23 protein-coding genes are annotated in these 24,571 nt (G+C 68.2%); 10 read left to right on the top strand and 13 right to left on the bottom strand.

Annotated elements, in window-relative coordinates:
• Positions 1 to 93 precede the first annotated feature (93 nt).
• Complete coding sequence (locus C5E05_RS09125) at positions 94 to 840, top strand: GntR family transcriptional regulator (protein ID WP_104307323.1); 747 nt, start codon at positions 94 to 96, stop codon at positions 838 to 840.
• 6 nt (positions 841 to 846) lie between these two features.
• Here C5E05_RS09125 and C5E05_RS09130 read toward each other — a convergent pair whose 3' ends face one another.
• Entirely contained in the window at positions 847 to 1,158 is a 312-nt protein-coding gene (locus C5E05_RS09130; protein ID WP_104307322.1) for a putative quinol monooxygenase, read from the bottom strand.
• A gap of 83 nt (positions 1,159 to 1,241) precedes the next feature.
• Here C5E05_RS09130 and C5E05_RS09135 point away from each other — a divergent pair, with 83 nt between their 5' ends.
• Genes C5E05_RS09135 through C5E05_RS20525 form a run of 3 tightly spaced genes read left to right on the top strand, consistent with a single transcriptional unit; the run spans position 1,242 to position 4,446 of the window.
• Positions 1,242 to 2,309 (top strand): Ldh family oxidoreductase, encoded by a 1,068-nt coding sequence (locus tag C5E05_RS09135; RefSeq protein ID WP_104307321.1) that lies wholly within the window; start codon positions 1,242 to 1,244, stop codon positions 2,307 to 2,309.
• A 29-nt stretch (positions 2,310 to 2,338) separates the two neighbouring features.
• Entirely contained in the window at positions 2,339 to 3,712 is a 1,374-nt protein-coding gene (locus C5E05_RS09140; protein ID WP_104239926.1) for an NAD-dependent succinate-semialdehyde dehydrogenase, read from the top strand.
• Complete coding sequence (locus tag C5E05_RS20525) at positions 3,709 to 4,446, top strand: cupin domain-containing protein (protein ID WP_258064822.1); 738 nt, start codon at positions 3,709 to 3,711, stop codon at positions 4,444 to 4,446. The genes C5E05_RS09140 and C5E05_RS20525 overlap by 4 nt, the downstream gene beginning before the upstream one ends.
• Before the next feature lie 75 nt (positions 4,447 to 4,521).
• Here the strand turns inward: C5E05_RS20525 and C5E05_RS09150 are convergent, their stop codons facing one another.
• Positions 4,522 to 5,271, bottom strand: coding sequence for an IclR family transcriptional regulator (locus tag C5E05_RS09150; RefSeq protein WP_181058148.1), 750 nt, complete (start codon positions 5,269 to 5,271; stop codon positions 4,522 to 4,524).
• A gap of 174 nt (positions 5,272 to 5,445) precedes the next feature.
• On the opposite strand from C5E05_RS09150, the gene C5E05_RS09155 reads away from it, so the two are divergent.
• Positions 5,446 to 6,468 (top strand): VOC family protein, encoded by a 1,023-nt coding sequence (locus C5E05_RS09155; RefSeq protein ID WP_104239928.1) that lies wholly within the window; start codon positions 5,446 to 5,448, stop codon positions 6,466 to 6,468.
• Between the two features lie 174 nt (positions 6,469 to 6,642).
• On the opposite strand, the gene C5E05_RS09160 is transcribed toward C5E05_RS09155, so the two are convergent.
• Positions 6,643 to 7,377 carry an SDR family NAD(P)-dependent oxidoreductase gene (locus C5E05_RS09160; RefSeq protein WP_104341750.1) on the bottom strand — a complete coding sequence of 245 codons (735 nt, stop codon included), beginning with the start codon at positions 7,375 to 7,377 and terminating at the stop codon, positions 6,643 to 6,645.
• A 141-nt stretch (positions 7,378 to 7,518) separates the two neighbouring features.
• On the opposite strand from C5E05_RS09160, the gene C5E05_RS09165 reads away from it, so the two are divergent.
• Positions 7,519 to 7,761, top strand: a complete 243-nt coding sequence (locus tag C5E05_RS09165) for a hypothetical protein (RefSeq protein ID WP_104341751.1) — start codon at positions 7,519 to 7,521, stop codon at positions 7,759 to 7,761.
• A gap of 15 nt (positions 7,762 to 7,776) precedes the next feature.
• Here C5E05_RS09165 and C5E05_RS09170 read toward each other — a convergent pair whose 3' ends face one another.
• Positions 7,777 to 8,559, bottom strand: coding sequence for an IclR family transcriptional regulator (locus C5E05_RS09170; RefSeq protein WP_258064823.1), 783 nt, complete (start codon positions 8,557 to 8,559; stop codon positions 7,777 to 7,779).
• Between the two features lie 556 nt (positions 8,560 to 9,115).
• Between C5E05_RS09170 and hutH the strand changes: the two genes are divergently transcribed.
• Positions 9,116 to 10,726, top strand: a complete 1,611-nt coding sequence (hutH, locus tag C5E05_RS09180) for a histidine ammonia-lyase (protein WP_104341753.1) — start codon at positions 9,116 to 9,118, stop codon at positions 10,724 to 10,726.
• Positions 10,727 to 10,830: 104 nt separating this feature from the next.
• Here the strand turns inward: hutH and C5E05_RS09185 are convergent, their stop codons facing one another.
• Positions 10,831 to 11,637: a nitroreductase family protein gene (locus C5E05_RS09185; protein WP_104341754.1), complete on the bottom strand. Its 807-nt coding sequence runs from the start codon at positions 11,635 to 11,637 to the stop codon at positions 10,831 to 10,833.
• 168 nt (positions 11,638 to 11,805) lie between these two features.
• On the opposite strand from C5E05_RS09185, the gene C5E05_RS09190 reads away from it, so the two are divergent.
• Entirely contained in the window at positions 11,806 to 12,675 is an 870-nt protein-coding gene (locus C5E05_RS09190; RefSeq protein ID WP_104341755.1) for a ThuA domain-containing protein, read from the top strand.
• Positions 12,676 to 12,881: 206 nt separating this feature from the next.
• On the opposite strand, the gene C5E05_RS09195 is transcribed toward C5E05_RS09190, so the two are convergent.
• The 8 genes from C5E05_RS09195 to C5E05_RS09230 all read right to left on the bottom strand — a co-directional run bounded on the left by C5E05_RS09195 (position 12,882) and on the right by C5E05_RS09230 (position 21,516).
• Positions 12,882 to 13,220: a hypothetical protein gene (locus tag C5E05_RS09195; protein ID WP_104341756.1), complete on the bottom strand. Its 339-nt coding sequence runs from the start codon at positions 13,218 to 13,220 to the stop codon at positions 12,882 to 12,884.
• Positions 13,217 to 13,981 (bottom strand): class I SAM-dependent methyltransferase, encoded by a 765-nt coding sequence (locus C5E05_RS09200; RefSeq protein WP_258064824.1) that lies wholly within the window; start codon positions 13,979 to 13,981, stop codon positions 13,217 to 13,219. The genes C5E05_RS09195 and C5E05_RS09200 overlap by 4 nt, the downstream gene beginning before the upstream one ends.
• Positions 13,978 to 15,183: a type III polyketide synthase gene (locus C5E05_RS09205; RefSeq protein ID WP_104341757.1), complete on the bottom strand. Its 1,206-nt coding sequence runs from the start codon at positions 15,181 to 15,183 to the stop codon at positions 13,978 to 13,980. The genes C5E05_RS09200 and C5E05_RS09205 overlap by 4 nt, the downstream gene beginning before the upstream one ends.
• A gap of 174 nt (positions 15,184 to 15,357) precedes the next feature.
• Positions 15,358 to 16,629, bottom strand: a complete 1,272-nt coding sequence (locus C5E05_RS09210) for a M23 family metallopeptidase (protein ID WP_104341758.1) — start codon at positions 16,627 to 16,629, stop codon at positions 15,358 to 15,360.
• A 51-nt stretch (positions 16,630 to 16,680) separates the two neighbouring features.
• Positions 16,681 to 17,706 (bottom strand): ABC transporter permease, encoded by a 1,026-nt coding sequence (locus C5E05_RS09215; protein WP_104307734.1) that lies wholly within the window; start codon positions 17,704 to 17,706, stop codon positions 16,681 to 16,683.
• Entirely contained in the window at positions 17,703 to 18,839 is a 1,137-nt protein-coding gene (locus tag C5E05_RS09220; protein WP_104341759.1) for an ABC transporter permease, read from the bottom strand. The genes C5E05_RS09215 and C5E05_RS09220 overlap by 4 nt, the downstream gene beginning before the upstream one ends.
• Entirely contained in the window at positions 18,836 to 20,398 is a 1,563-nt protein-coding gene (locus tag C5E05_RS09225; RefSeq protein ID WP_374953247.1) for a sugar ABC transporter ATP-binding protein, read from the bottom strand. The genes C5E05_RS09220 and C5E05_RS09225 overlap by 4 nt, the downstream gene beginning before the upstream one ends.
• A gap of 128 nt (positions 20,399 to 20,526) precedes the next feature.
• Positions 20,527 to 21,516, bottom strand: coding sequence for an ABC transporter substrate-binding protein (locus C5E05_RS09230; protein ID WP_308471441.1), 990 nt, complete (start codon positions 21,514 to 21,516; stop codon positions 20,527 to 20,529).
• A gap of 175 nt (positions 21,517 to 21,691) precedes the next feature.
• Here C5E05_RS09230 and C5E05_RS09235 point away from each other — a divergent pair, with 175 nt between their 5' ends.
• Positions 21,692 to 22,711 carry a LacI family DNA-binding transcriptional regulator gene (locus C5E05_RS09235; RefSeq protein ID WP_228496680.1) on the top strand — a complete coding sequence of 340 codons (1,020 nt, stop codon included), beginning with the start codon at positions 21,692 to 21,694 and terminating at the stop codon, positions 22,709 to 22,711.
• A gap of 125 nt (positions 22,712 to 22,836) precedes the next feature.
• Positions 22,837 to 24,570 (top strand): ribulokinase, encoded by a 1,734-nt coding sequence (gene araB, locus C5E05_RS09240; protein ID WP_104341803.1) that lies wholly within the window; start codon positions 22,837 to 22,839, stop codon positions 24,568 to 24,570.
• Position 24,571: the final 1 nt, after the last annotated feature.

Here is a 24,571-nt window from a genome sequence, read left to right on the forward strand (position 1 = left end):
AGGTCGCCTGCGGTTGCGCAGCACAACCCAGCCAGGCTAGGTACACGGAGTATATACACACAGGTATACCTATTGAGAACCTAATATGTACCCATGGTCGAAATCGCGCAACCCCGTTCAGCTGATTCATCTGCCGGTGCGGTGCCGGAGCAGCTTGCGAAGACCGAGCGCGTGTATCGCCACCTGCGTGAGGACATCGAGAACGGGACATTCACCCCTGGGCAGGCGTTGCCCGAGGCGATGCTTGTGGAGCACACCGGCGCTTCACGCACGCCGGTCCGTGAAGCACTCCGTCGGCTGGCAGTGGATCAGCTCGTCGAGATCGAGCCCCGACGCGCCCCGACGGTGACGCGGCTCTCGTTGCGAAGCGCCCGAGCACTGTTCGACTATCGACGCATTCTTGAGCCGGCAGCGATGAAGGCGATTGCTGCACGGCAAGTGAAAGACCCGGCGCTGAGCGTGCGATTTCTCGACCTTGAAGCGGCATTCGCTGAGCTCGTGGACGAGCCATACTCCCCGGAGTTCGCAGCCCGTTTCGCCGAGTTGACCCGCAAGTTCGATGACACCGTGGTGTCGCTCACCTCGAACGACTACCTCGCTCGAGCGATCACGGAGCTTCGACCGCACGCTTCCCGCCTGCGGAGAATTGCCCATGCCGACGTCGGCCGTCTCGCGGAGTCCGTACGAGAGCACATCGAGATGTGCCGCGCCATCGCGCAGGGCGACGGAGACAAAGCCGCGGCCGCCTGCATGAACCACCTCTTCCACGTGGATCAGGCGATTTTCACCGCCTTGCTCGACTCCACCCGCCCTGACGCGATGGTGGACATCGACGGCTGATCGCCGTCAGCGACTCGTGATCGCAACGAAGCGGTCGCCAGTCGTGATGACCTGCGAGCCGGGGACGAGGGCTCGAGCCGCCACATCCTTCCAGGTCGCATAGTGCGCCGCACGACGGTGCTCGAGGGTGAAGGCGACCTCGTCGCGGTAGATCTCGTAGAACCCGTACTGACGAGCCTCTCGGTCGATCTCGATGACATCGAAACTCAGGCAGCCGACCTCGTCGCGCACGGAGGACTCCGCGTTCTCCGTGATCGCTGCCAGGAATTCGCTGACGTATTGTTCCTGCACTTCAACCGTGACCCAGACGCTGAACATGTACTCTCCCTCTTGCTAGGTATACCTGAAGGTGTACCCTAACTCATGCACCAACGATGGTGCTGGTTCCGAGAGGTCGAAGAATGCAGACGATAAGCCCCCAGGGAGTTCGCGTTGAAGCCGCGGTGTGGCGTGTTTTCGCGTCGAGCGTGCTCCAGTTCCACCACTTGAAGGAAGCCGACGCTGATCTGGTCGCGGACAGCTTGGTGCAGGCCGATATGTGGGGGCATCAGTCGCATGGGCTGCTGCGCCTTCCCTGGTACGTGGCTCGCCTGAGAACCGGAGCGATGCAGGCCTCCGCAACCCCCACGACGCTCGTGGACACGGGCAGTCTCCTCCTGATCGATGGGCACGATGGAGTTGGACAGGTCCTGACTGAGCGTGCACGCAAGGAGGCCGTGACTCGGGCTCGCGTGCATGGCATCGGCGCCGTCGGCGTTCGCAATTCGAACCACTTCGGGACGGCCATGTACTTCACCCGCCGCGCGGCGCACGACGGTTGCGTCTCCATCCTGACCACCAATGCGTCCCCGGCGATGGCGCCGTGGGGTGGCCGCGAGAAGCGTGTGGGCACCAACCCATGGTCGATCGCGGCACCGAATGGCGACGGTGTGATCTCGCTCGATATCGCGAACACCGCCGTGGCGCGCGGGAAGATCTACCTTGCCCGCCAGCGGGAAGAGCCGATTCCCTCCACTTGGGCGCTCACGCCGGACGGTGCTCCGACCACTGACGCTGGCGAAGCCGTACACGGCGTGATCTTGCCTATGGCTGGCCACAAGGGATACGCCATCAGCTTCATGATGGACGTGCTTTCCGGCGCGCTCACGGGGAGCAAAGTTGGCCGGAGCGTCCACGGGCCGTACGAGGCGGACAAGCCCTCCGGGGCTGGGCACCTCTTCCTCGCCATCGACGTCGCAACCCTGGGCTCCCCGGACGAGTTCCAATCCAGGGTCCAGCAGATGATCGACGAGGTCCACGACACCCCGCTCGCGCAGGGGCATGAACGCATCTACTACCCCGGCGAGATCGAGGACGAATCGGCAGCAGCGAACGCCGCTGCTGGCGGCATCATCCTCCCCGCGAACACCTGGGACGACCTGGCGGAACTCGCGAGCGAAGCGCGCATCGCGCTCCCCCACCGCAGCTAACTCACTTCAAAGAAGAACGGAAGAGAACAATGCCTACCGCTATCAACCCGACAACCGGCCAGAACATTGCCGACTACCCGCTGCACACCCCTGAGGACGTTGACCGCGCTCTAACCGCAGCGGTCACCGCGCAGCGGACGTGGCGGACGACACCCCTCGAAGAGCGCACGCAGCTGCTCACTCGCATCGCCGCGACACTTCGCAGCGGTGTCGACGAATACGCGGCGCTCATCACCGATGAGATGGGAAAGCCCATCGCTGAGGCGCGCGGCGAGATCCTCAAGTCCGCCAAGACCCTCGACTACTACGCCGAGCACGCGGCGTCGTACCTTGCATTCGAGGAGATCGAGTCGAACGCCACAACCTCCGGCGTGGAGTTCGATCCGCTCGGCGTGGTCCTGGCGATCATGCCCTGGAACTACCCGTTCTGGCAGTTCTTCCGCTTCGCAGCGCCCGCCCTCGCTGCTGGCAACGGCGCGATTCTCAAGCACGCCAACAACGTCCCCGGCAGTGCTCTCGTCATCCAGAAGATCATGGACGAGGCCGGCACCCCAGCCGGACTCTTCTCGACGCTCATCATCAACGCGTCCGAGGTCAAGGGCATCATCGAGGACGAGCGCATCGCCGCGGTCACCCTCACCGGCTCTACCGAAGTCGGCGCACTCGTCGCCGCGCAGGCGGGCAGCGTCCTCAAGAAGCAGGTCCTCGAGCTTGGCGGCTCCGACCCCTTCATCGTGGCAGCAGATGCAGACCTCGAGGCCGCATCCACTGTTGCCGTCAGCTCCCGCTTCAACACCACCGGGCAGTCCTGCGTCAACGCGAAGCGCTTCCTCGTGGACGAGAGCATCGCGGACGAGTTCGTGAGACTCTTCACCGAGAAAGCTGCTGCTCTGGTCGTTGGAGACCCTCGCCGCGAGGAAACGCAGATCGGCCCCATGGCACGTGGCAACCTCCGAGACGCTCTGCACGAGCAGGTCGAGCGCACGCTCGAGTCCGGGGCAACGGCGCTCATCGGAGGCGCGATCCCGGACGGCCCTGGCTACTTCTACCCGCCAACGATCCTCGACCACGTCAAGCCGGGCAGTGCCGCGTTCGACGAAGAGACCTTCGGCCCCGTCGCTTCCGTCACTCGCGTCGCCAACATCGATGAGGCCGTCGAGCTCGCAAACTCCAGTGAATACGGGCTCGGGGCGACGATCTTCTCTCGCGACGTCGACGCTGCTCGAGCCACCGCACGACGAGTTGACTCGGGAGCCGTGTTCATCAACGGCCAGGTCGCCTCCGACCCGCGCCTGCCCTTCGGCGGCATCAAGCGATCCGGCTACGGGCGCGAGCTCTCCGGATACGGCATCCGCGAGTTCGTGAACGTCAAGACGATCTGGATCGGACCGGTCAGCGAATGAGCCCCATCAGCTCCTACCAGCCCCATGTCTTTCGACCGGAAGAGCTGCCCTCAAAGAATCGCGGCGGTGGTGCACGCACCATCCCCCTCGTCACCTACGGCCGAGGCGCGACTTCCTACCTCAACGGCATGACGATCTTCGACCCCGGCGCCCAGATCGGCCACCACACCCACAATGTGGCCGAATCCGTCATCGTCATCGAAGGTCGCGCCATCGTCGACATCGACGGCGAACGCTCGGAGCTCAACACCTTTGACACCACCTTCGTGCCCGCGAACATTCCCCACCACTTCGAGAACATCTCGGCCACCGAGCCCATGAGAATCCTCTGGATCTACGGATCGATCGATTCCACACGCACGCTCATCGACAGCGGTGAGCACGGGCGAATCGACGGGGAATCGGCCGACAGCGCTGGCCCCTCCGGTCTCGACTCTGTCACCGAAGTCGCGACCTTGAGAGTCCATGACGGACACCAGGCGGCGTTCGAGCGCGCCGTCGCAAGAGCAGCCCCCTTGTTCCAGCGAACTGCCGGTGCGCGCACCTTCGCGCTCGAGTCTGTCGCAGAGGACGCCACCGAGTACCGGCTCATCGTGCGATGGGAGTCCGTCGACCACCACATGGTCATCTTCCGGGAGTCTCCCGAATTCCAGGAATGGCGAGCCCTCGTGGGCGAACACCTCGCCGAACCGCCTCGTGTCGAGCATCTCAAGAACGTCTTGACGGCGTTCTGACTCCCGGTCTGCTTTGTGGTGCACGCCCCGTCGTGCCTCAGCATGTGCACCACAAAGCTCCCGTCGGGGCTGTCCCTAACGCCCGAGCGCACCCGAGATCCCACGCGCCGCCATCCGCACCCCGAGTGCGAACTGCGGCTCGGCGAGGCGCTCGACGTGCGCGATGATCGACACCGCCGCGACGACCTCGCCGTGCGCATCCACCACCGGAGCGGCCATCGAGAACGCACCAGGCGTCATCTCCTCGACCGACCTGGAGAGGCCCGTCGCCCGGATCTCCGCGAGCCGGCGCCGAAGTGCCTTCTCCTCGGTGATCGTGTTCGGCAGGTACTGCCGCGGCTTCGACGCGACGACCTCGTCGAAGACCTCGATGGGCGAATGCGCGAGCAGCACCAGCCCGACACCCGTCGCGTGCAGGGGCAGCCGCGTGCCGACATCCGAGATGACCCGCACCGCGTTCGGGCTCGAGATGCGCTCGAGGTAGACCGCGCCGAGGCCGTCCCGCACCGCGATGTGCACGTTCTCCTCCGTTGCCTCCAGGAGATCCTCGAGATATGGCCGCGCGATGGCGCGCAAGCGCTCGACCGTCGTCCGCCGCGCCCCGAGGCGCCACAGCTTGATGCCGACCCGGTAGGTGCCCGACTCCGTACGCTCGAGCCCACCCCACTCGGTCCAGGACGCGAGCATGCGGTGCGCCGTCGACACCGGCAGGTTCGCCGCCGCCGCGACCTGCGTGAGCGTCAGCTCCTCACGAGCCGCGAACGCGTCGACGATCGCGAACAGCTTCTGCGCCACACTGCGCTCATCACCACCGCCACCGGACATGCCGCAATGGTAGCCGCGAGAGAACCATCCACATCGATGATGCTCGCCATCATGAACTTCAGCTTCCCTGATATGTGGGTTCCGGACGAAAGTGGTGTTGTGCCCGAGACGGCACATGCAAGCCGCGGCCGAGAACCGCCACAGACGCACCGCACCAGACGAAAAGGATCGACGATGATCAAACTGCTCTCCCACCTCTCGCACATCGAGATCGCGACGCCAGACGTCGAAGCCTCGGTCACGTTCTACGAGAACGAATTCGGCCTGCGCGTCGTCGCACGCGAAGACGGCAAGGTCTACCTCCGCTCGTGGGGCGACTACTACACGTACAGCCTCGTCATCGCCGAAGGCCCAGAGGCCGCCCTCAACGTCATGGGCTGGCGCACCTCCAGCGCCGAGGCACTCGACGAGGCGGCCAAGCGCATCGAAGCCGCCGGCGTGCACGGCGAATGGGCAGACCGCAGCGTCGGCCACGGCAAGTCGTACACCTTCACCGGGCCGTACGGTCACACGATGGAGCTCTACTGGGACGTTGAGAAGTACCAGGCAGACGCCGAGCACGCCTCCGTCTTCCCCGACCGCCCCGAGAAGCGCTCGAAGCACGCCGTCGGCCCCCGCCAGCTCGACCACGTCACCGTCGCCGCCTCCGACGTTCGCGGCTTCGCGAAGTGGTACAACGAGGTCCTCGGCTTCCGCATCATGGCCTACACGGTGCTCGACGACCACCCCGTCACGGTCTTCTCCGTCCTCACCACCAACGAGAAGTCGCACGACCTCGGCGTCGTCCTCGACAGCTCGTCGCGCCCCGGCCGCATCAACCACTACGCGTACTGGGTCGACACCCGCGAGGAGCTCCTCCAGGGCGCCGACGTGCTCATGGAGAACAACATTCCCATCGAGTACGGCCCCTCCATCCACGGCATCGGCGAGCAGAGCTTCCTCTACCTCCGCGACCCCAGCGGCATGCGCATCGAGGTCAACACGGGCGGCTACCGCAACTACGTGCCCGACTGGGAGCCCAACGACTGGAAGCCCTCCACCGGCTCCAACAACCTCTACCGCAACGGCGCCATGCCGATCTCGATGACCGAGTCGTTCCCGCCGGACGCCGGACGCCCCACCGCGACCGAGGAGGGCATCCTCCCCGGAACCGAAGAAGCCATCCTCAACCCGTACGCAGTGCAGGGCCGCGGTTAGGTCACTCCGCTCCGGGCAGTGCCCAGCTCGTCGGCTGCTCCACCGGCGAGCTGAGCACGGCACTCGCACGATCCGCGCGGGCCCCCGCATCCACCAGGTTCCTCCTTTCCTGGTTCCGGATGCGCGGGCCCGCGTCAGTGCGAGCACTCATCTGTGCGTGCGCGCGTCAGCGCGTCAGCGCGTCGGCAGGGCGACCCCGGTGACCTCGGCCAGCTCCGCGATGAGGCGCGACCGGAAGTCCGCGTCACGCACACCGACCGCCGGCTGCTGCTCGGCGCCGTGGTGCCAGTAGCCGCCCGTGACCTGCAGACTCGGGTCGACCGCCAGACGCTCCTGCGTCTCATGGCCGAGATCGAAGTCATCTGGCGCCCCTGACCCGCCCATCTTCGTCGCCACCCAGCCCGGGTCGACGGAGTTGGCGAGCACGCGCGGAGCCCACAGCTCGGCGACGCCCGCCGAGAAGGCCGCGACGAGCAGCTTCGTATCGGAATAGCTCGCCGTAACGGAACCGCCCGACCAGTCGAGCCCCGCGAGCTGTGCCTTGCCGTCTCGGTGCATGCTGCTGCTGAGGTAGACATGCCGGCTCGGAGTCGTCAGGAGAGCCGTGCAGAGATACGGCGCGACCACGTTGACGGGCAGCAGGCTCGGCCCCGTCAGCACACCGGCGTTGTGGATGACCGCGTCAATGGCCCGCCCCTCGTTGAGTTCGTCCATCGCGTCGAGCACTGCCCCGCGGTCGGCGAGGTCGGCGATCACCAGGTCCGCGCCGCGGTCGATGAGCGCCGACACGGCCTCCGCCCGAGCCGCACTCCGCGCGTGCACGATGACCTCGTGCCCCTGACCGAGGAGCGACTCCGCAGTCGCGTATCCGAGGCCGTCGGTGGAACCGGTGATGAGGATGCGTGTCATCGCCCCATCCTCACACCCCGACCGCTCAGCGCGCTCATACTCCGTCGGGGCCCGGCGCAGGAGGTATATTCACTGGAAACTGACGCGGTCGACCCGGTCGCCGTGACCCCCCATTCGCTTCCCTGGCCTGAAGAGACGAACATGACACGACAAGAAGTTCTCGCCCTCGGATACCTCATCGCGGGACTCGCGCTCGGCGTGATCGCCGTCATCGCAGACCTCATGGGCGGACCCGCCTACCTGCACGCCCTATCCTGGGTCGGCGGATTCGCCGGCGGCTACGGCCTGATCACGATCATCAAGAGCGCGCGACAGCGCCGACGGCACCCGCTCGGGACCAAGGACTACGAGCCGGACACGAGCAACCCGCCGCACCTCACCTGAGTCCCCGCGGCCGGGCTACCCGCCGAAGATGCGGCGGGTGATCTCGGCAGCGGACCTCTCGAGGAGCAGCCGCAGGCGCGGCTCATCCTGAGGGCGATCCTCCGACCAGGTGACCGCGATCGCAGCCGCCGGCCACCCAGTGTGGTCGAGCACTGGCATCCCCACCGAGCGCATCCCCACCGACACCTCGCCGTTCTCCGACGCCAGCGACCCGCTGCGGACCCCGTCGAGCACCGCCCGCAGCTCGCGCGGAGTCCTCGGGCCGCGACCCGTGCGATCCGCGAACGAAGACGCATCCGGGAACAGCGCACGCACCTGCTTCTGCGGCAGGGCCGCGAGCATCGCACGACCGGACGCGGTGAGGTGCGCAGGCAGACGCACCCCCACGTCGGCGACCAGAACCGGCCGACGTGGTGCGCGCTCGTCGACGATGTAGAGCACATCCCGGCCGCTCATCACCGCGAGGTGCGCGCTCTCCCCCACCTGGTCGACGAGGTCGGCGACCACCTGATGGCCGACCCGCGCGAGCGGCTCCTGCCGCGCGTATCCGCCAGCCAACTCGAACACGGCCGTGCCGAGACCCCAGCGACGCTCGCCGCGCAGATGCACGACGAAGCGGTGCTCGAGCAGCGTCGTCAGCAGGTGGTAGACGCTCGAGCGCGGGATGCCGAGCTGCGTCGCGATCGTGCTCGCCGCAACCGGCCCCCGCTGGCGACTCAGGAAGCTGAGGATCGCGAGCGTCTGGTCGGCCGCCGGCACCTGGGCGCGACCGGCAGCCTTGCCGCCGGCTGCCGTCACGGGCTCATCTCGGCAATGCCCTCGAGCGACCTCGACCTGGCCGCGTGCGTGACCAACATCAGTGCAAAAACCGGCCCGAACCGCGCCGAACCCCCTCGGACGGCAGATATTGCACGCAAGTTGGTCAGGCGCGCGGGCGACTCCGCCGGGCCCGCCGCGTCCGCCGGGCACGGCTCCCGGGCAGCCGTGACCAACATGAGTGACAAGAGCGACCCGAACCGCAGCAAACGGCCTCTAGTGGCGGGTATCTCACGCAAGTTGGTCAGGCGCGCGGGCGACCCCGCCGGGCCCGTCGCGTCCGCCGTGTCCGCCGCGGCCGACGGCTCCGCCGGGTCCGGCTCCCGGGCGCGCGTGACCAACATCAGTGATGAAAGCGGCCCGACCCGCGCTACGGGGTCCCGAGTGGCGGTTATCTCACGAATGTTGGACACCGGGTCGACCGTCGGCAGCGCACGCGCGAGCTGGCCCGCCAGCGCGGGCATTCTGTCTGGGATCACAGACACCAAGTCTCCTCCCGGCGCTGACGATGCGCAACGGGTGGGGTGGAATCGAGGTCATGAGCACACCCGCATCCGCCGCCGGCCGCCCCTCGTCCAGCTCCGCCGAGCCCGGCTCGGGACAGGCAGCGCCGCTCGCGCCCGTCACCCTCGGCCTTCGCCCGCTTGAGCCCTCGGAAGTCGTCGCTGTCGCGAGGCACGGCGCGCGCGTCGACGTCGCACCGGCCGCGCTCGCCGAGGTGGCGCGCACCCGCGACCTCATCGAACGCCTCGCCGACGACCCGAACCCGCACTACGGCATCTCGACGGGCTTCGGCGCGCTCGCGACGAAGTTCATCGCACCCGAGCGGCGCGTGCAACTGCAGGCGAGCCTCGTCCGCTCGCACGCGGCTGGTACCGGGCCGGAGGTTGAACGTGAGGTGGTCAGAGCGCTGCAGCTGCTGCGCCTGCAGACCCTCGCGACGGGGCGAACCGGCGTGCGGCCCGTGGTCGTCGAGACGTATGCCGCCATGCTCAACGCGGGCATCACCCCGATCGTGCGCGAGTACGGCTCGCTCGGCTGCTCGGGTGACCTCGCCCCGCTCTCGCACCTCGCCCTCGCCGCGACCGGCGAGGGCACCGTGCGCGATGCGATCGGCACCGAAGTGGATGCGGGTGCGGCACTTGCGGCCGCCGGCATCGAGCCGCTTGTCCTGCGCGAGAAGGAGGGCCTCGCGCTCATCAACGGCACAGACGGGATGCTCGGGATGCTGCTGCTCGCGATCCACGACATCCGGATGCTGCTCACGACGGCCGACCTGGCCGCCGCGATGTCGGTGGAGAGCCAGTTCGCGACCGATGCCGTCTTCGCCGCCGAGCTGCAGGCGCTGCGCCCGCAGCTTGGCCAGGGCGAGTCCGCCGCGAACCTGCGCCGATTCCTCGCCGGATCCCCCATCGTCGCCAGCCACCGCGGGCCCGAGGACGGCCGCGTGCAGGACGCCTACTCGCTGCGCTGCTCGCCCCAGGTGCACGGGGCCGCCCGCGACACGGTGGCGCACGCCGCGCTGATCGCCGGGCGGGAGCTCGCATCCACCGTCGACAATCCGGTCGTGACGCTGGATGGTCGGGTCGCGTCGAACGGGAACTTCCACGGGGCACCCGTGGCCTACGTCCTCGACTTCCTGGCCATCGCGGTCGCCGACGTGGCCAGCATCTCCGAGCGCCGCACCGACCGCGCCCTCGACCCGTCCCGCAACCGTGGGCTCCCGCCGTTCCTCGCGCACGAGGTCGGCGTCGACTCGGGCCTGATGATCGCGCAGTACGCGGCCGCGGGCATCGTCTCGGAGCTCAAGCGGCTCGCGGTGCCCGCGTCCGTCGATTCGATCCCGTCATCGGCCATGCAGGAGGACCACGTCTCGATGGGCTGGGCTGCAGCGCGCAAGCTGCGCCGCGCCGTCGACGGGCTCGGGCGGGTGCTCGCCATCGAGGTGCTCACAGGATCCCGCGCGCTCCAGCTCCGCGCTCCGCTCGAGCCAGGCCGGGCCACCGGCGCCGTCCTCGGCCTCGTCTCCGCCGTCTCCGAGGGGGCCGGTCCCGACCGTTTCCTGAGCCCCGAGATGGAAGCCGTCGCCGAGCTCGTGCTCGCGGGAGAGGTGGCGCGGACAGCCCTAGCGAACTCCACCGCCGCCTGACCCGCTCATCCGCTCATCCAAATTCTCGGGATGGAAAAGTCACTTCGTTCGGGGAAGTTCTCCAGCACGAAGTGACTTTTCCATCCCGAGAGTCGGCGCAAAGGCTACGTCGTCGGCTCGGGCTCGTCCCATCCTTGCTGCGGCGTCTCGCAGGTGTCGCGGAACACGTACTGCGAGGGCAGCTTGCGCTGGTGCGACGACCAGTCGATGGCGGGGCGGCGCTGCTCCTTGGGGAGGTAGCCGAGGCGGTACACGGCCATGAGCTCGAACTCGTCCGGCACCTTGAGGAGATCGACGATCTTGTCCCACTGCCCCGGCACCTCCATGGGGAACGACACGAACTGGATGCCCATCCCGATCTCACCCGTGGTGAGCCAGATGTTCTCCATCGCCGCCCCCATGCTGAACACCGAGTAGAACGAGGACAGCTCCCCCGGCCGATACTCGGCGCGGTCGAGCATCACGCCGAGCAGCAGCGGCGAGCCCGCGACGAGCTTGCGGTTCTCCTCGCCGAGCGTGTGGGGGACGCGCAGCGAGTTCATGAGGAACTGCCCGCGCTTCGTGAACACCTGGCTCGTGAAGGGCCGGAGGGGCGCGGGGAGCTTGTCGAACAGCATCCCGTCTCGCCGCTCCTCCATCTCCTGCTTGCTGAAGCGGAAGTACGGCTTGTACCGCTCGAAGAACGTGCCGTTGCTCATGGCCGTCGTCATGCTGTCGCCGCTGATGCTGGCGATCTCCTCGATCGTCTCGCGCGCCTCGACGACCACGAACCGCCACGGCTGGCTGTTGAGCTGCGATGGGGCACGGCCGGCGACCTCCATGAGGAGGCGCTGATGCTCCTCGCTGACGGGGTCTGGGAGGAACGGGCCGTTGGTGGTCTTGCGGCGCCGCAGGACGTCGAGGAATTCCATGCGCTGAGTCTGGCGCATCCGCCTGAAACGTATGCCCGAGCCTGCGGGTGGACCTCGGGGGCCGAAAGTCCAGCCCCTCAGCCTGATGCCGGTGATCCGAACTCCTTATGTGCGATTTCGACAGAAGGGTGGAAGCCTGGACTGACCACCCGGCTCAAAGGAGAACCAGTGACCAAGCCCCTCAACGTGCTCATCCTCTCGGGACACATGACGTCCGAGCATGACAACGAGTTCCGCAGCTTCCGCCAGCACAACCAGTGGCTGACGACGCTCCTCGAAGACACGGGTCGGTTCAAGGTGCGCGTCACCGAGGACCCCCGCGGTCTCACCTCCGAGATCATCGACAAGTACGACGTGCTGCTCATCGTCTTCGAAGGTCGCGACGGCTACCACGACCAGGGCACCGGATTCGGTCCGGAGACGGACGCGGCGATCCTGAAGTTCGTGCACGACGACGGCAAGGGCATCGTCTGGTTCCACGGCTCTGCCGTGCAGGAAGACGACTGGGGGTACCCGGAGGAGTACAACGCGATGCGCGGCTCGAAGCTCAGCGTGCCGACGGGCATCCGTCCCCGCCCCTGGGGTGAGGCGCAGCTGCGCACGACCGAACCCCGCCACGCCATCACCGACGGCATCAACGACACCTGGACCGTCACGGGCGACGACATCCTCGTCGGCGTCGAGCTGTACGAGGGCGCGAAGGTGCTGCTCACGACCTTCGATGACCTCGAGTCCTACGAGAAGGCGCCCATGTGGCCCATGCCGCACTACCCCGTCGCGATCCCGCCCGAGGGCATCGCCGCGCTGCCCGGAATCAACACCGACCAGCCCCTCGCCTGGATCAACGAGTACGGCACTGGCCGCTCGTTCACGATCACGATCGGGCACGACATCGACACGTTCCGCCGCATCGAGTTCATCCGCATGTTCCCGCGCGGCGTCGAGTGGGCAGCGACCGGCGAGGTGACGCTCACCGGACCGGACCGCCGCGGCGACCGCCGCATCAACCCATGGCCGTACTACAACGGCGAAGGCTGAGGCGCTTCGGCGCCGGATGTGCCGCCGCGCGGTCTGGCGGCCCCACCTACATCGCAGTCACCCGCACCTGAGCCCGCGCCCGCGCCCGCGCCCGCAGGATCGCTGCCAGTCGAATACCCATCCAGCGCTCATCCTGGAAGGCAATTCGACTGGCAGCGATTGACCGGTCGGGGCGCTGGCAGGCAGAGCAGGCAGGGCAGGGCTTCTCAGCGGCGGACGGATGCTCGCACCGCGAGCGCGTAGAAGGGTGCGGCCGCGAGCGCGATGGCGGGGTGCCGTCGGGAGTGGGTGCCTGCGTACGGGATCGCGGCGAGCGGGAGCGCGGTCGGCAGCAGCAGCGTGCCCGCGCGGCGGCGGTGCTCGTCGCCGCTCGTGAGCAGCGTCACGCCGGCGGCGAGCGTGAGCGCCGACGTGCAGATGTAGAGGGCGTGGTGGATCCAATGCCAGCGGCCGGTGCGCACGACGCCCGTCGCGACGCTCACGCCGAGGGCGCAGTTCGCGGCGTAGCTGGTCGTCGCGGCGACCAGCAGCGGGGGCACGTTCACGTCGCCGACGGTACACCGGCGGGCTGAGGCGAGCCCTGCGGCGTGAGCGTCTGGTCTCGGATCAGCAGCAGGCGGTATGGGAACTCACGCCGCACCGTCCATCCCTGCGGCGCGACCGCTCGAAGCTCGGTCGCCGTGTAGCTGCGACGGATGGAGAGCGTCCCGTCGAAGTGCACGAACGACCCGCGGTCGAGGGGCTTCGTCGCGACGCCGAACGCGGCGAGCGCGAGGCGTCCGCGCTCGATGTCGCTGTGCAGGGTGAGCGGGGCGAGGGCCGCGCTGTCGGCGAGGAGGCCGGTGAGCGCATCCGCGTCGAGGTGGTGCAGGAGGTGATTGGACGTGACGATGTCGTAGGACTCCCCCGCGGCGACGAGCTCGCTGCTCGAGGCTGCCCGGAAGCCGACGCCGCTCGCCGTGAGGCCGCGCGTCTCGACGAACTCGTGCGCTCGCTCGTCGGGGTCGATGGCGGTCACCTCGAGGCGCAGCCCGTCGTGCGCGGCCCACCGGGCGAGTGCCAGTGGGATGTCGCCGCCCCCGAAGCCGATGTCCAGCAGTCTGGATGCGCGCGTCCGGTCGAGCACGGGCCGCACGTCGCGGAGGTACACGCGACGCCAGCCCGCGACCAGCGCGTTGACGGCGCGGAACTGCCGGTACGTCGCGAAGAGGCGATCGCGGTCGCAATCGGGGTCGTCCATGAGCTCGAGCGACGTCGTATCGCGCGGGACGGCGGCCGCCGAGGCGACCGCGCGGAGTGCGCTCACGCGCGCGTCCGCGTGAATCGTCCGACCTCGACCGTGAGTCCGGGACCGAACGCCATCGCGCAGAGCGCCTCCCCGCGGTCGCTGGGGTTCTCGATAGTCGGACTGCCGACGCTCGAGTCGCCGACGCCTGGGCCGTCAGCGCCCGGCCCGTCGATGCTCGACTCGCCGCCGCTGATGCCGCGCCTCGAGTCGCTGGCGTTCTCGCTGAGCAGCCGTTCGAGGATGAACAGCACCGTCGCACTCGACATGTTGCCGTGGTCGCGCAGCACGCCTCGCGACGGTGCGAGCTGCTCCTCGGTGAGCCCGAGGGCCTGCTCGACCTTGTCGAGGATGCTGCGCCCACCCGGGTGGATCGCCCACAGCGGCGTCGCGGCGGGCACGGTCGGCGCGAGCAGAGGAGCGACGACGTCTTCGATCGACGCCCCGATGATGCTCGGCACATACCCCGAGAGGCGCATCCGGAACCCGCTGTCGCCGATGGTCCACGCCATCTCCGACTCGCCCTCGTCGGTGATGGTGCTCGCGAGGGCGTCGATGGTCAGGATGCGCGTGCCGGCCGGGGCGGGGCGTGCCGTCACGAGGGCTGCCGCGGCCCCGTCGGCGAAGACCGAGGTGGCGACGATCTGCTCCGGGTCGTTCGAGCTCGTCAAGTGGATGGTGCACAGCTCGACGCACACGATGAGCACGACCGCGTTCGGGTCGGCCCTGGCGAAGGCATCCGCTGCACGCAGTGCCGGGAAGGCGCCGTAGCAGCCCATGAAACCGAGGTGGAAGCGCTGCACGCGAGGCGACAGGCCGAGGCCGCGCACGAGCTCGTAGTCGGGGCCGGGCGCGTAGAAGCCCGTGCAGGAGACGGTGACGACGTGCGTGATGTCACCGGTCTCGAGGCCGCTGCCCTCGAGCGCGGCACGCGCGGCGCCGAGCAGCAGCTCGGGCACGCGCTCGGCGTAGACCGCATTGCGGGCGCCGGTGGAGGCGTCCAGCACCAGGCCTTCGGCGACGAGCGCCGAGTCGGTGCCGCCGGCGAGCGCATCCACGACCGTGTGCCTCGTCTCGATCGCGGAGCCGTCGAAGGCCGCGCCGATGAGGCGCGCGCCGAGGCGGTTGATGCCGGGCTGGGCCGCGAAGAGGTCACGGGCCTTCGTCTGGGGCAGCTCGGTCGGGGGGACGGCAGTGCCGATGCTGCGGATGTGCACGCTCACGGCACGACCGTACGCCCCGCATCCTGAGAGCCCCCGCGAGTCGCCGCCCTCGCAGAAGTCCGGGCGAATCGGAGCCCATCACGGCCCGACAAAGCCCCCCCTCGACGCGAGGCGCCGGAGGGCGAAACGCCGGGCAGCGATCCCCGGGGCAGGAGGAGCGGCGGCGGGGCAGGGCTACGCGGCGGGGTAGGTCATGAGGTCGCCGGTGAGCGGCACCTGGTTGGTGCGCGCTCCGGCGTTTGCCTTGTCGACCTTGTAGGCCTTGCCCTGTTCGCCGGCGTCGAGCGCGGCCTGCGAGGTGACCTGGCCGTCGAGCGCGAACGTGTCGAAGACGAACGGCAGCCCGTTGGAGGCGAGCGGGTTCGGGGAGTCCATGATGTGGAAGTGGAGGTGCGGGGCGTCGCTGTTCCCGCTGTTGCCGAGCAGCCCGAGGCGGTCGCCGCGGGCGAGCTGCTGACCGACCTGGAGCTCGAAGGGGTTGCCGGTCTTGAGGTGGGCGTAGAACGCATAGTTGCCGCCGCCGATGTCCTGCACGACGTAGTTGCCGCCGTATTCGTCGAGGGTGAGGGTCGGGCCGGGGGCTGTGCCTGCTTCCTGCTCGGCACGGTCGCTCGTGATGGCGACGATGGGGCCGTCGGCGACGGCGATGACGTTCTCGCCGAAGCCGGGGTAGCTGCGCGCGTTGTCGCGGGAGTCTTCGTAGAGCCGCATGGTGGGGGTGAGCTTGACGTAGTCGATGGCCCAGCGTTCCGGCGCCCAGTAGGCGCCGTTGATGGGGCTGACGGCGCCGCGGTGGGCGGTGAGGCCGCAGCAGCCGTTGGCGTCGAGCCATCCGCTGCCGGTGAGGGGCGGGCCGATGACGGCGACCTCGCGTTTGTCGACGCCGACGGCCTGCGTGGTCTCGGCGATGGTCTTCTCGTACAGCGGCGGTTGCGCCTTGGGCATCTCGACGGTGACGGTGTGGTCGATGAGGTCGGGCACGTCGGTGCCGGATGCGACGGTCGCGTCCATCCACACCGTCGCGTTCTGCCCAGGCCCGAGCTCGAGCCCTCCACCATCGGTGGCACCGGCGACGCGCATCACGTCGTCGAGGTCGTCGCCCTCGAGCTCCTGCAGCACCGTTCCGCCGCTGCTCGCCTCGACTGCCTGGATCTTCACCTTCGACGGCGACCCGTTGGTGAGCTGCAGCTCGTAGGCGAGGTGGATGCGCTTGTCCGTTCCAAGCACGGGAATGGGCGCAGCGAGGGCGGAGACGACGACGGGCGTGAACTGCTCGCCGCTCGCCGCCGGAGGTGCGGCGGCTGATGGGGTCTCGGTGACCGCGGGAGGCGCATCCGCCCCGATCGTGAGGGCCGGGCTCGCCGAGCAGGCGCTCAGCGACGCGAGCGCAGCCGCCGCGAGGACCGCCGCGCACACGCGCGCTCCCCGTGCGGTGATGCCGGTCATGGGCTGAGTTTAGGCTCGCGCAGGGAGGCTCGCCAGGCACAGCGCCCGCCGCTATTGCGTTCGTCGCTTCCGGGAGGTGACGGCCCGCTGCAGCAGCACGAACACGAGCAGGATGCCGCCGGTGATGATCGTCGTCGCCTCGGGAGGGATGCTGCCGTCGCGGGTGATGAGGACGTTCATGAGACCCAGCACGAGTGCGCCGACCACTGAGCCGAGCACGAACCCACCGCCGCCGGTCAGCAGCGTGCCGCCGATGATGACCGCCGCGATCGCGTCGAGTTCCCATCCGACGCCCGTGATGTTCTGCGCGATCCCGAGCTTCGAGGTGTAGAGCACTGCCGCGATGCCCGCGAGGGTGCCGCTGATGACGTAGATCATGATCTTCGTCCGAGCGACGGGGAGCCCCATGAGCAGCGCGGACTGCTCCGAGCCTCCCATGGCGTAGACGGTCCGCCCGAAGCGGGTGCGGTGCAGGATGAAGAAGGCGACACCGACGAGGAGAACCGCGATGACGACGGCGGGGGTGACGACGAGGTCGTTGATCTTCGGCCCGTCGATGATCTTGATCTCGGTGGAGAGGCCGCGGATGGGCGAGTCGTCCGCGAGTCGCTGGGGCTCGGTGCTGAGCATCGAGGCGAGCCCGCGGGCGAGGAACATCATCGCGAGGGTCGCGATGAACGGCTGCACTCGGAAGGAGTGGATGAGGATTCCGGAGGCGAGGCCGAAGAGCGAGCCGACGCCGATCATCAGCACGATCACGAGGATCGCGGGGAGACCTGCGCTGGAGAGCATGACCCCGATCAGGCTGCTGACGGCGATGACCGCGCCGACGGAGAGGTCGATGCCGCCCGTCAGGATGACGAAGGTCAGTCCGATGGCGAGGACGATCAGGTAGGCGTTGTTGATGAGGAGGTTGGAGAGGGTGCTGAACTGCAGGATCCCGCCGTACGCGAGTTCCCCGTATGCGAGCATCCCGACGAAGATGACCACGGCGGCGAGCGTCGGGAGGGAGTCGAGGTTCGGCTTGAACTTCGCGAGCCTGGTGACCTCGCTGGTCTGTTCGACGATGGTGGTCATGCGGCAACCGCCTTCTGGGCTGGTGCGGAACTCGCGGGTCCGGTGGGGGTCTTGGCTCGTCGCCGTTTGAAGAAGTCGCGGACGCGCTGCGACTGCAGGAGGCAGACGAGGACGATCACGATCGCCTTGAACGCGGGCGTGGCTGAGGATGGGATGGAGAGGAACACGACGGTCTTGTCCAGCGTCGCGATGAGCAGGGCGCCGATGACGCTGCCCGTGAGCGAGAACTTGCCCCCGGCGAGCGACGTGCCGCCGATGACGACGGCGAGGATCGCATCCATCTCCGACGCCGATCCTGTCTTGGCGACTTCGACCGTCATGACGGTGGCGGTGCTGAGGATGCCCGCGACGCCAGCGAGGATCGCGCTCGAGATGTAGACGAAGAAGAGCAGCCCGATGGGGCGGATGCCCGCCATGCGGGAGGCCTTGGGGTTGATGCCGATGGACTCGATCATGAGGCCGAGCGCGGTGCGTCGCACGAGCAGCGCGACGAGGACGACGATGCCGACGGCCAGCAGGAAGATCACGGGGAACCCGCCGATCGTGCCGTTGGCGATCCAGCGGAACGAGTCGTTGCTCGCCGACGTGTTCTGGCCGGCGGTGATGACCTTCGCGAGCCCGCGACCGGCGAGCATCATGATGAGCGTGGTGATGAAGGGCTGCAGGCCGACCACCGAGACGAGGAGTCCGTTGACGGTGCCGAGGAGCGCGCTGATGAGCAGCGCAAGGCCGATGGCGGTCAGTGCAGAGCCGAAGGAGTTCTGCGCGGACGCCATGAATTCCATCGAGACGGCACCCGCCACGGCCATGACGGAGCCGACGGACAGGTCGATGCCGCGCGTGGCGATCACGAGGGTCATGCCGACGGCGATCATCATGACGGGTGCGCTTGCGCGGAGGATGTCGATGATGTTGCCGTTGAGGTCACCGGTCGCCTGGTTGACCGAGATGCCCAGGTAGCCCGGGTCCTTGAGCAGGTTGATGATGATGAGCAGCACGAGTGCGACGACCGCCCAGATGTAGGGCTGCCGCAGCGCGCCGCGCACCGGGTGTTCGGTGTCTCGTCGGCGTCGGGGCGGTTCGGCGGGGCCATCGGTGGTCGGTGTGCCGAGCGGGGCCGTGGTCTGGCTCATGCGTGGGCTCCCTCGACGTCAGTGGATGCGGGTGGGGTGGACGGGGTGTCCGGCAGCTGCGCGTCGACTCCGTCGGCGGCGATGGTCTGGACGATGAGGTCCGCGGTGACGTCGGGGCCGTTGGCGATCTCCGCGATCTTCCTGTGGTCCTTGAGGACGACGATCCGCTCGCTGAGCCTGACCACCTCGTCGAGCTCCGACGAGATGAAGATGACCGACATGCCGTCTTCGGCGAGCTGCGCGATGGTCTCCTGGATCTCGGCCTTGGCTCCCACGTCGATGCCGCGGGTCGGCTCGTCCAGGATGAGCAGCTCGGGCTTCGTGGCGAGCCAGCGCCCGAGGAGCACCTTCTGCTGGTTGCCTCCGGAGAGGTTGCGGATGGCGCGCTCCGGGTCGGCGGGGCGGACGTTGAGCTCGGTCAGGTACTTGGCGCAGAGCTCGTTCTGCTCTCTTCTGGACAGCGGGCGGGCCCAGCCTCGTCTGGCCTGGACGGCGAGGATCAGGTTCTCGCGAACGGTGAGGTCGCCCACGATGCCCTCGTCTCGACGGTTCTCGGTCGAGAAGGCGATGTGCTTGCCAAGCGCGGCGGCGGGCGAATGCACCTCGACAGGCGCTCCGTTCAGGTGTGCCGTTCCGGCGTCTGGCTTGTCTGCCCCGTAGATCAGGCGCCCGAGCTCGGTGCGCCCCGATCCGAGCAGTCCGGCGAGACCGACGACCTCTCCGCGGTGGACCTCGATGTCGACGGGATCGATGGAGCCTTTTCGGCCGATGCCCTGAGCGCGGTAGAGGGGGACGTCGTCGCCGTCGCGAGCGTCGACCCGTCGGTTGGCGCCCAGCGACTCGAGGGTCGAGAACTCCTTGCCGATCATCTTCGAGATGAGATCGCTTCTGCTGAGCTCGGCGGTGGCGTACTCGCCGACGAACTGGCCGTTGCGGAGCACGGTCAGCCGGTCGCTGATCGCGTACACCTGGTCGAGGAAGTGGGAGACGAACAGGATCGCGACCCCCTGCTCGCGAAGCTGGCGGATGACGGCGAAGAGCCCATCCACTTCCTGCGCGTCGAGGCTCGACGTCGGCTCGTCGAGGATGAGGACCTTCGATCTGATGACCATCGCTCGGCTGATCGCGACGAGCTGCTGCATCGCGAGCGAGATGCTCGAGAGGGAGCGCTTCGGGTCGAGGTGGTCGAGTCCGAGTGCCGCGAGTGCGTCGCGCGCTGCCGCGTTCGTCTTGCGCCAGTTGATTCCGAGGGGCCCACGCACTTCGTGCCCGAGCATCACGTTCTCCCCGATGGAGAGGTTGTCGCAGAGGTTCACCTCTTGATAGACCGTGGAGATGCCAGCGGCTTGGGCGTCTGCCGTGCCCCTGAGCTGCCGCTCCTCGCCGCCGATCAGGATGGCGCCTGCATCGATCTTGTAGACGCCGGTGAGTGCCTTGATGAGGGTGGACTTCCCCGCGCCGTTCTCGCCCATGAGGGTGTGCACTTCGCCGGGGAAGAGCCGGAAGTTCACGTCTTGGAGTGCTTTCACTCCGGGGAACTCGATTGAGATGCCGCTCATCTCAACGATTGGCTGGTTCGCTGCCATGATCGCCTAGCGTTCTGCCGGTGGGCCGGCGTCGAGTGTGTGGGGTGGGTGCGCCCGGTGCGCCGCCGAGAGAGCGGCGGCGCGCCGGGGCACGAGCGCTGTCAGTACTTGCGGTCGGGGAGGGCGGTGGTCGCGGCCTCCGGCGAGTCGAAGGTCACGCTCTCGACGACGATGTTCTTCTCGACGCTCTCGCCGGCGACCGCGGACTTCACGACGTCGACGGCGACGTCACCGAACAGCGGGTTGTATTCGGCGACGAAGGACAGGCGGCCAGCTGCGAGCGCTTCGAGGGCGGCCTTGGTGCCGTCGATCGTGATGATCTTCACGTCGGTGCCCGGCTTGAGTCCGGCCTCCTCGACGGCGAGGGCTGCGCCGAGTCCCATCTCGTCGTTCTGTGCGAAGACGAGCTGCACGTCGTTGCTGTTCGACTTGAGGATCGTCTCGAAGACGCTCTTGGCCTCTTCGGTCGACCAGTTCGCCGACTGGCTCTCGAGCTTCGTCAGCTTCGAGTCGATGCTCTCGTCCCAGCCCTTGTTGCGGTCGTTGACGACGGAGAGTCCGGGGGGACCTTCGAGGACGACGTAGTTGCCTCCGTCTGCGAACTGCCCGTTCGCCCACTCGGCTGCGGCTGAGCTGATCCCCACGTTGTCAGGGGCGATGTGGCTCGTGTAGAGGGCTTCGTCGTTCGGCTCGATGCCGCGGTCTAGGAGGATGACGGGGATCTCGGCTTCCTGGGCTCGTTCGAGGACGCTCTCCCAGCCGGTGGCTTCCGTGGCGGAGAGCAGGATGGCGTCGACGCCCTCGTCGATGAACGAGGTGAATGCGGTGATCTGCGAGTTCTGGTCCCCGTTGGTCGCGGGTGCATACTTGAGCTCGAAGCCGTTCTCGGTGGAGAACGAGTCCTGGATGTTCTGCTCGTTCGCGGTGCGCCAGCCGCCTTCTGGTCCGACGGCGACGAAGCCGACGGTGATGAGCTCTCCGTCGCTGCCTGCGGCCGTGTCTCCTGAACCTCCGGAGCAGGCCGCCATGCTCAGAGTGAGTGCTCCTGCCATCGCGATCCCGGCGATGGTCTTGATCGTTGACTTGTTCACGCTTGTCTCTCCTCGTTGAGAGCAGTTCACTCGTGCCTGGGCCGTCGTGATGCTGCGCCGTGGGATGCTTCCTCGCATCTGCCGAAATGTTATCGATCACATCCGGGGAGCGCAACCGCCAATCTCAATCGTTATTCGGGCACCGCCACTCGCTGGCTGTGGGCATAATTGCGGAATGACGAACGGACCTGTGGATGCGATGAAGCCCAAGCGGGCCGCAAGCGTGTTCGACGTCGCGCGTGCCGCCGGGGTTTCCCACCAGACCGTCTCGAGGGTCCTCAACGACCATTCGAGCGTCCGCCCGGCCACTCGGCAGAAGGTGCTGGATGCGATGGGCGAGCTCGACTACCGCCCGAACCTCGCCGCGAGGGCACTCTCCTCGAAGCGGAGCCGAACACTGGGGGTCCTCTCGACCGCGAACGGCGAGTACGGCCCGTCGTCGAGCATCATCGCCATCACGGAAGCCGCGCGCGCACGGGGCTACACGACGATCGTCGAACAGACGGACGGCTTCGATGTCGCGTCGATCGAGCAGGCCCTCGGGAACCTGGCGAGCCTCAACGTCGAGGGCATCGTCGCGGTCGCGCCGCAGACCCCCCTCCTCGAGGCGCTGAGCAGCATGAAGTCGGGCATCCCGTTCGTCACGCTGCAGGCATGGGCCACCGAGGGAGGGGCCGACCTTGCTCAGGATCAGCTCGAGGGCGCCCGCGTGGCGACGGCCCACCTGCTCGACCTGGGGCACATCAACGTGGTGCACCTCGCCGGCCCCAGCGATTGGATCGACGCCACCTCCCGCCTCCGGGGCTTCCGTCTCGAGATGGAGTCGCGGGGCCTGGACGCGCGACACATCGACGCCAGGGACTGGTCCCCCGGCGCTGGCTATCTGGCCGCGGCCCAGATCTTCGAGTCGAACGCGACGGCTGTGTTCTGCGCGAACGACCAGACCGCCCTCGGCGTGCTCCACGCGGCGCATGATGCCGGCGTCTCCGTGCCGGACGACCTGAGTGTCGTGGGCTTCGACGACATCCCGGAGGCCGCGCACTTCTGGCCGCCACTGACCACCGTTCGGCAGCATTTCGCCGCCGCGGGGGCCCAGTGCGTCGCGCGACTCCTCGACGGCGACGAGGGCATCCCGAACGTGCTGCCGAAGCTGATCAGCCGCGCCTCGACTCGTCGGATGACCCTCGAGAGCTAGCCGGGTCGCGTCCACAACTCTGGGCTTGCGCTCACGGCGTCTGCGTGGTGTGATCGATCACATTACATCCGGTCGAGCCAAAGGAGACCGCCAGGATGAGTCATTCGACGAACTCGGAATCGCGCATGCAGGACGCTGATCGCACGAGGGCAGACACCGCGGATCGCTACGTCATCGGCGTCGACTACGGCACCCTCTCCGGCCGGGCGGTCGTCGTCCGGGTGCGTGACGGCGCCGAGCTCGGCGTCGGCGAGCTGGCATACCCGCACGCCGTGGTCGACGAGCGGCTCCCGGCGACGGGTGAGCAGCTCCCGCCCGAGTGGGCGTTGCAGGTGCCGAGCGACTACGTCGACGTCCTCAAGGTCGCCGTGCCCGCCGCCATCGCAGACGCTGGCATCGACGCGGCGGATGTCATCGGCATCGGCACCGACTTCACGGCCTGCACCATGGTGCCGACGCTCGCCGACGGCACCCCGCTCAACGAGGTCGCCGGCTTCGAGACGCGCCCCCACGCCTACGTGAAGCTCTGGAAGCACCACGCAGCGCAGCCGCACGCCGACCGCATCAACGACCTCGCCGAGCTGAGAGGTGAGAAGTGGCTGCCCCGGTACGGCGGCCTCATCTCGAGCGAATGGGAGTTCGCGAAGGGCCTCCAGCTCCTCGAGGAGGACCCCGAGGTGTACGGCGCGATGGACCACTGGGTGGAGGCGGCCGACTGGATCGTCTGGCAGCTCACGGGCACGTACATCCGCAACGCCTGCACCGCCGGCTACAAGGGCATCCTGCAGGACGGCGAGTACCCCAGCCGCGAGTTCCTCGCCGCCCTCAACCCCGAGTTCGCCGACTTCGCCGAGGCCAAGCTGGCCCACGAGATCGGCCAGCTCGGCGACGCAGCAGGCACGCTCTCGGCGGAAGCCGCGGCGTGGACGGGACTGCCAGAGGGCATCGCGGTCGCGGTCGGCAACGTCGACGCGCACGTCACCGCCCCTGCTGCGGCCGCGACCGAGCCGGGCCAGATGGTCGCCATCATGGGCACCTCCACCTGCCACGTCATGAGCTCCGGCACCCTCGCCGAGGTGCCGGGGATGTGCGGGGTCGTGGACGGCGGCATCGTCGCGGGCCTCTACGGCTACGAGGCCGGCCAGTCGGGCGTCGGCGACATCTTCGCCTGGTACGTCGAGAACCAGGTGCCCGCCCGCTACGAGCGGGCCGCGGCCGAACTCGGCATCTCCGTGCACGAGCACCTCACCAACCTCGCGGCAGCGCAGCCCGTCGGGGCGCACGGCCTCATCGCGCTCGACTGGCATAGCGGCAACCGCTCCGTGCTCGTCGACCACGAGCTCTCCGGCCTGCTCGTCGGTGCGACGCTCGCGACGAAGGCGGAGGACGTCTATCGTGCGCTGCTCGAGTCGACGGCCTTCGGCACGCGCAAGATCGTCGAGACGTTCAACGCCTCCGGGGTTCCCGTGACGGAGTTCATCGCGGCCGGCGGACTGCTCAAGAACGCGTTCCTCATGCAGACCTACAGCGACATCCTCGGCCTGCCGATCTCCACGATCGACAGCGCGCAGGGTCCGGCGCTCGGCTCCGCCATCCACGCGGCGATCGCCGCAGGAGCGTACCCGGATGCGCGCGCCGCGGCCGCCGCCATGGGGCGCGTGACCCGAGCCAAGTACGTGCCGAATCCCGAGGCGGTCGCCGCGTACGACGAGCTCTACGCCGAGTACGACGAGCTCCACGACCACTTCGGGCGGGGCGCGAACCAGGTCATGAAGCGCCTCAAGCGACGCCGCCGCGAGGCGCTCGCCGGCGCATCCGCTGCCCCGGCCCCGGCAACCCGCGAGGAGGTCAACGCGTGAG

The sequence above is a fragment of the Pseudoclavibacter sp. AY1H1 genome, from assembly GCF_002931055.1.
GTDB lineage: Bacteria > Actinomycetota > Actinomycetes > Actinomycetales > Microbacteriaceae > Pseudoclavibacter.

Coding starts and splice junctions, on each gene's coding strand:
- C5E05_RS09125 (WP_104307323.1), top strand. CDS start 94: ATGGTCGAAATCGCGCAACCCCGTTCAGCTGATTCATCTGCCGGTGCG.
- C5E05_RS09130 (WP_104307322.1), bottom strand. CDS start 1,158: ATGTTCAGCGTCTGGGTCACGGTTGAAGTGCAGGAACAATACGTCAGC.
- C5E05_RS09135 (WP_104307321.1), top strand. CDS start 1,242: ATGCAGACGATAAGCCCCCAGGGAGTTCGCGTTGAAGCCGCGGTGTGG.
- C5E05_RS09140 (WP_104239926.1), top strand. CDS start 2,339: ATGCCTACCGCTATCAACCCGACAACCGGCCAGAACATTGCCGACTAC.
- C5E05_RS20525 (WP_258064822.1), top strand. CDS start 3,709: ATGAGCCCCATCAGCTCCTACCAGCCCCATGTCTTTCGACCGGAAGAG.
- C5E05_RS09150 (WP_181058148.1), bottom strand. CDS start 5,271: ATGTCCGGTGGCGGTGGTGATGAGCGCAGTGTGGCGCAGAAGCTGTTC.
- C5E05_RS09155 (WP_104239928.1), top strand. CDS start 5,446: ATGATCAAACTGCTCTCCCACCTCTCGCACATCGAGATCGCGACGCCA.
- C5E05_RS09160 (WP_104341750.1), bottom strand. CDS start 7,377: ATGACACGCATCCTCATCACCGGTTCCACCGACGGCCTCGGATACGCG.
- C5E05_RS09165 (WP_104341751.1), top strand. CDS start 7,519: ATGACACGACAAGAAGTTCTCGCCCTCGGATACCTCATCGCGGGACTC.
- hutH (WP_104341753.1), top strand. CDS start 9,116: ATGAGCACACCCGCATCCGCCGCCGGCCGCCCCTCGTCCAGCTCCGCC.
- C5E05_RS09185 (WP_104341754.1), bottom strand. CDS start 11,637: ATGGAATTCCTCGACGTCCTGCGGCGCCGCAAGACCACCAACGGCCCG.
- C5E05_RS09210 (WP_104341758.1), bottom strand. CDS start 16,629: ATGACCGGCATCACCGCACGGGGAGCGCGCGTGTGCGCGGCGGTCCTC.
- C5E05_RS09215 (WP_104307734.1), bottom strand. CDS start 17,706: ATGACCACCATCGTCGAACAGACCAGCGAGGTCACCAGGCTCGCGAAG.
- C5E05_RS09220 (WP_104341759.1), bottom strand. CDS start 18,839: ATGAGCCAGACCACGGCCCCGCTCGGCACACCGACCACCGATGGCCCC.
- C5E05_RS09225 (WP_374953247.1), bottom strand. CDS start 20,398: ATGAGCGGCATCTCAATCGAGTTCCCCGGAGTGAAAGCACTCCAAGAC.
- C5E05_RS09235 (WP_228496680.1), top strand. CDS start 21,692: ATGACGAACGGACCTGTGGATGCGATGAAGCCCAAGCGGGCCGCAAGC.
- araB (WP_104341803.1), top strand. CDS start 22,837: ATGCAGGACGCTGATCGCACGAGGGCAGACACCGCGGATCGCTACGTC.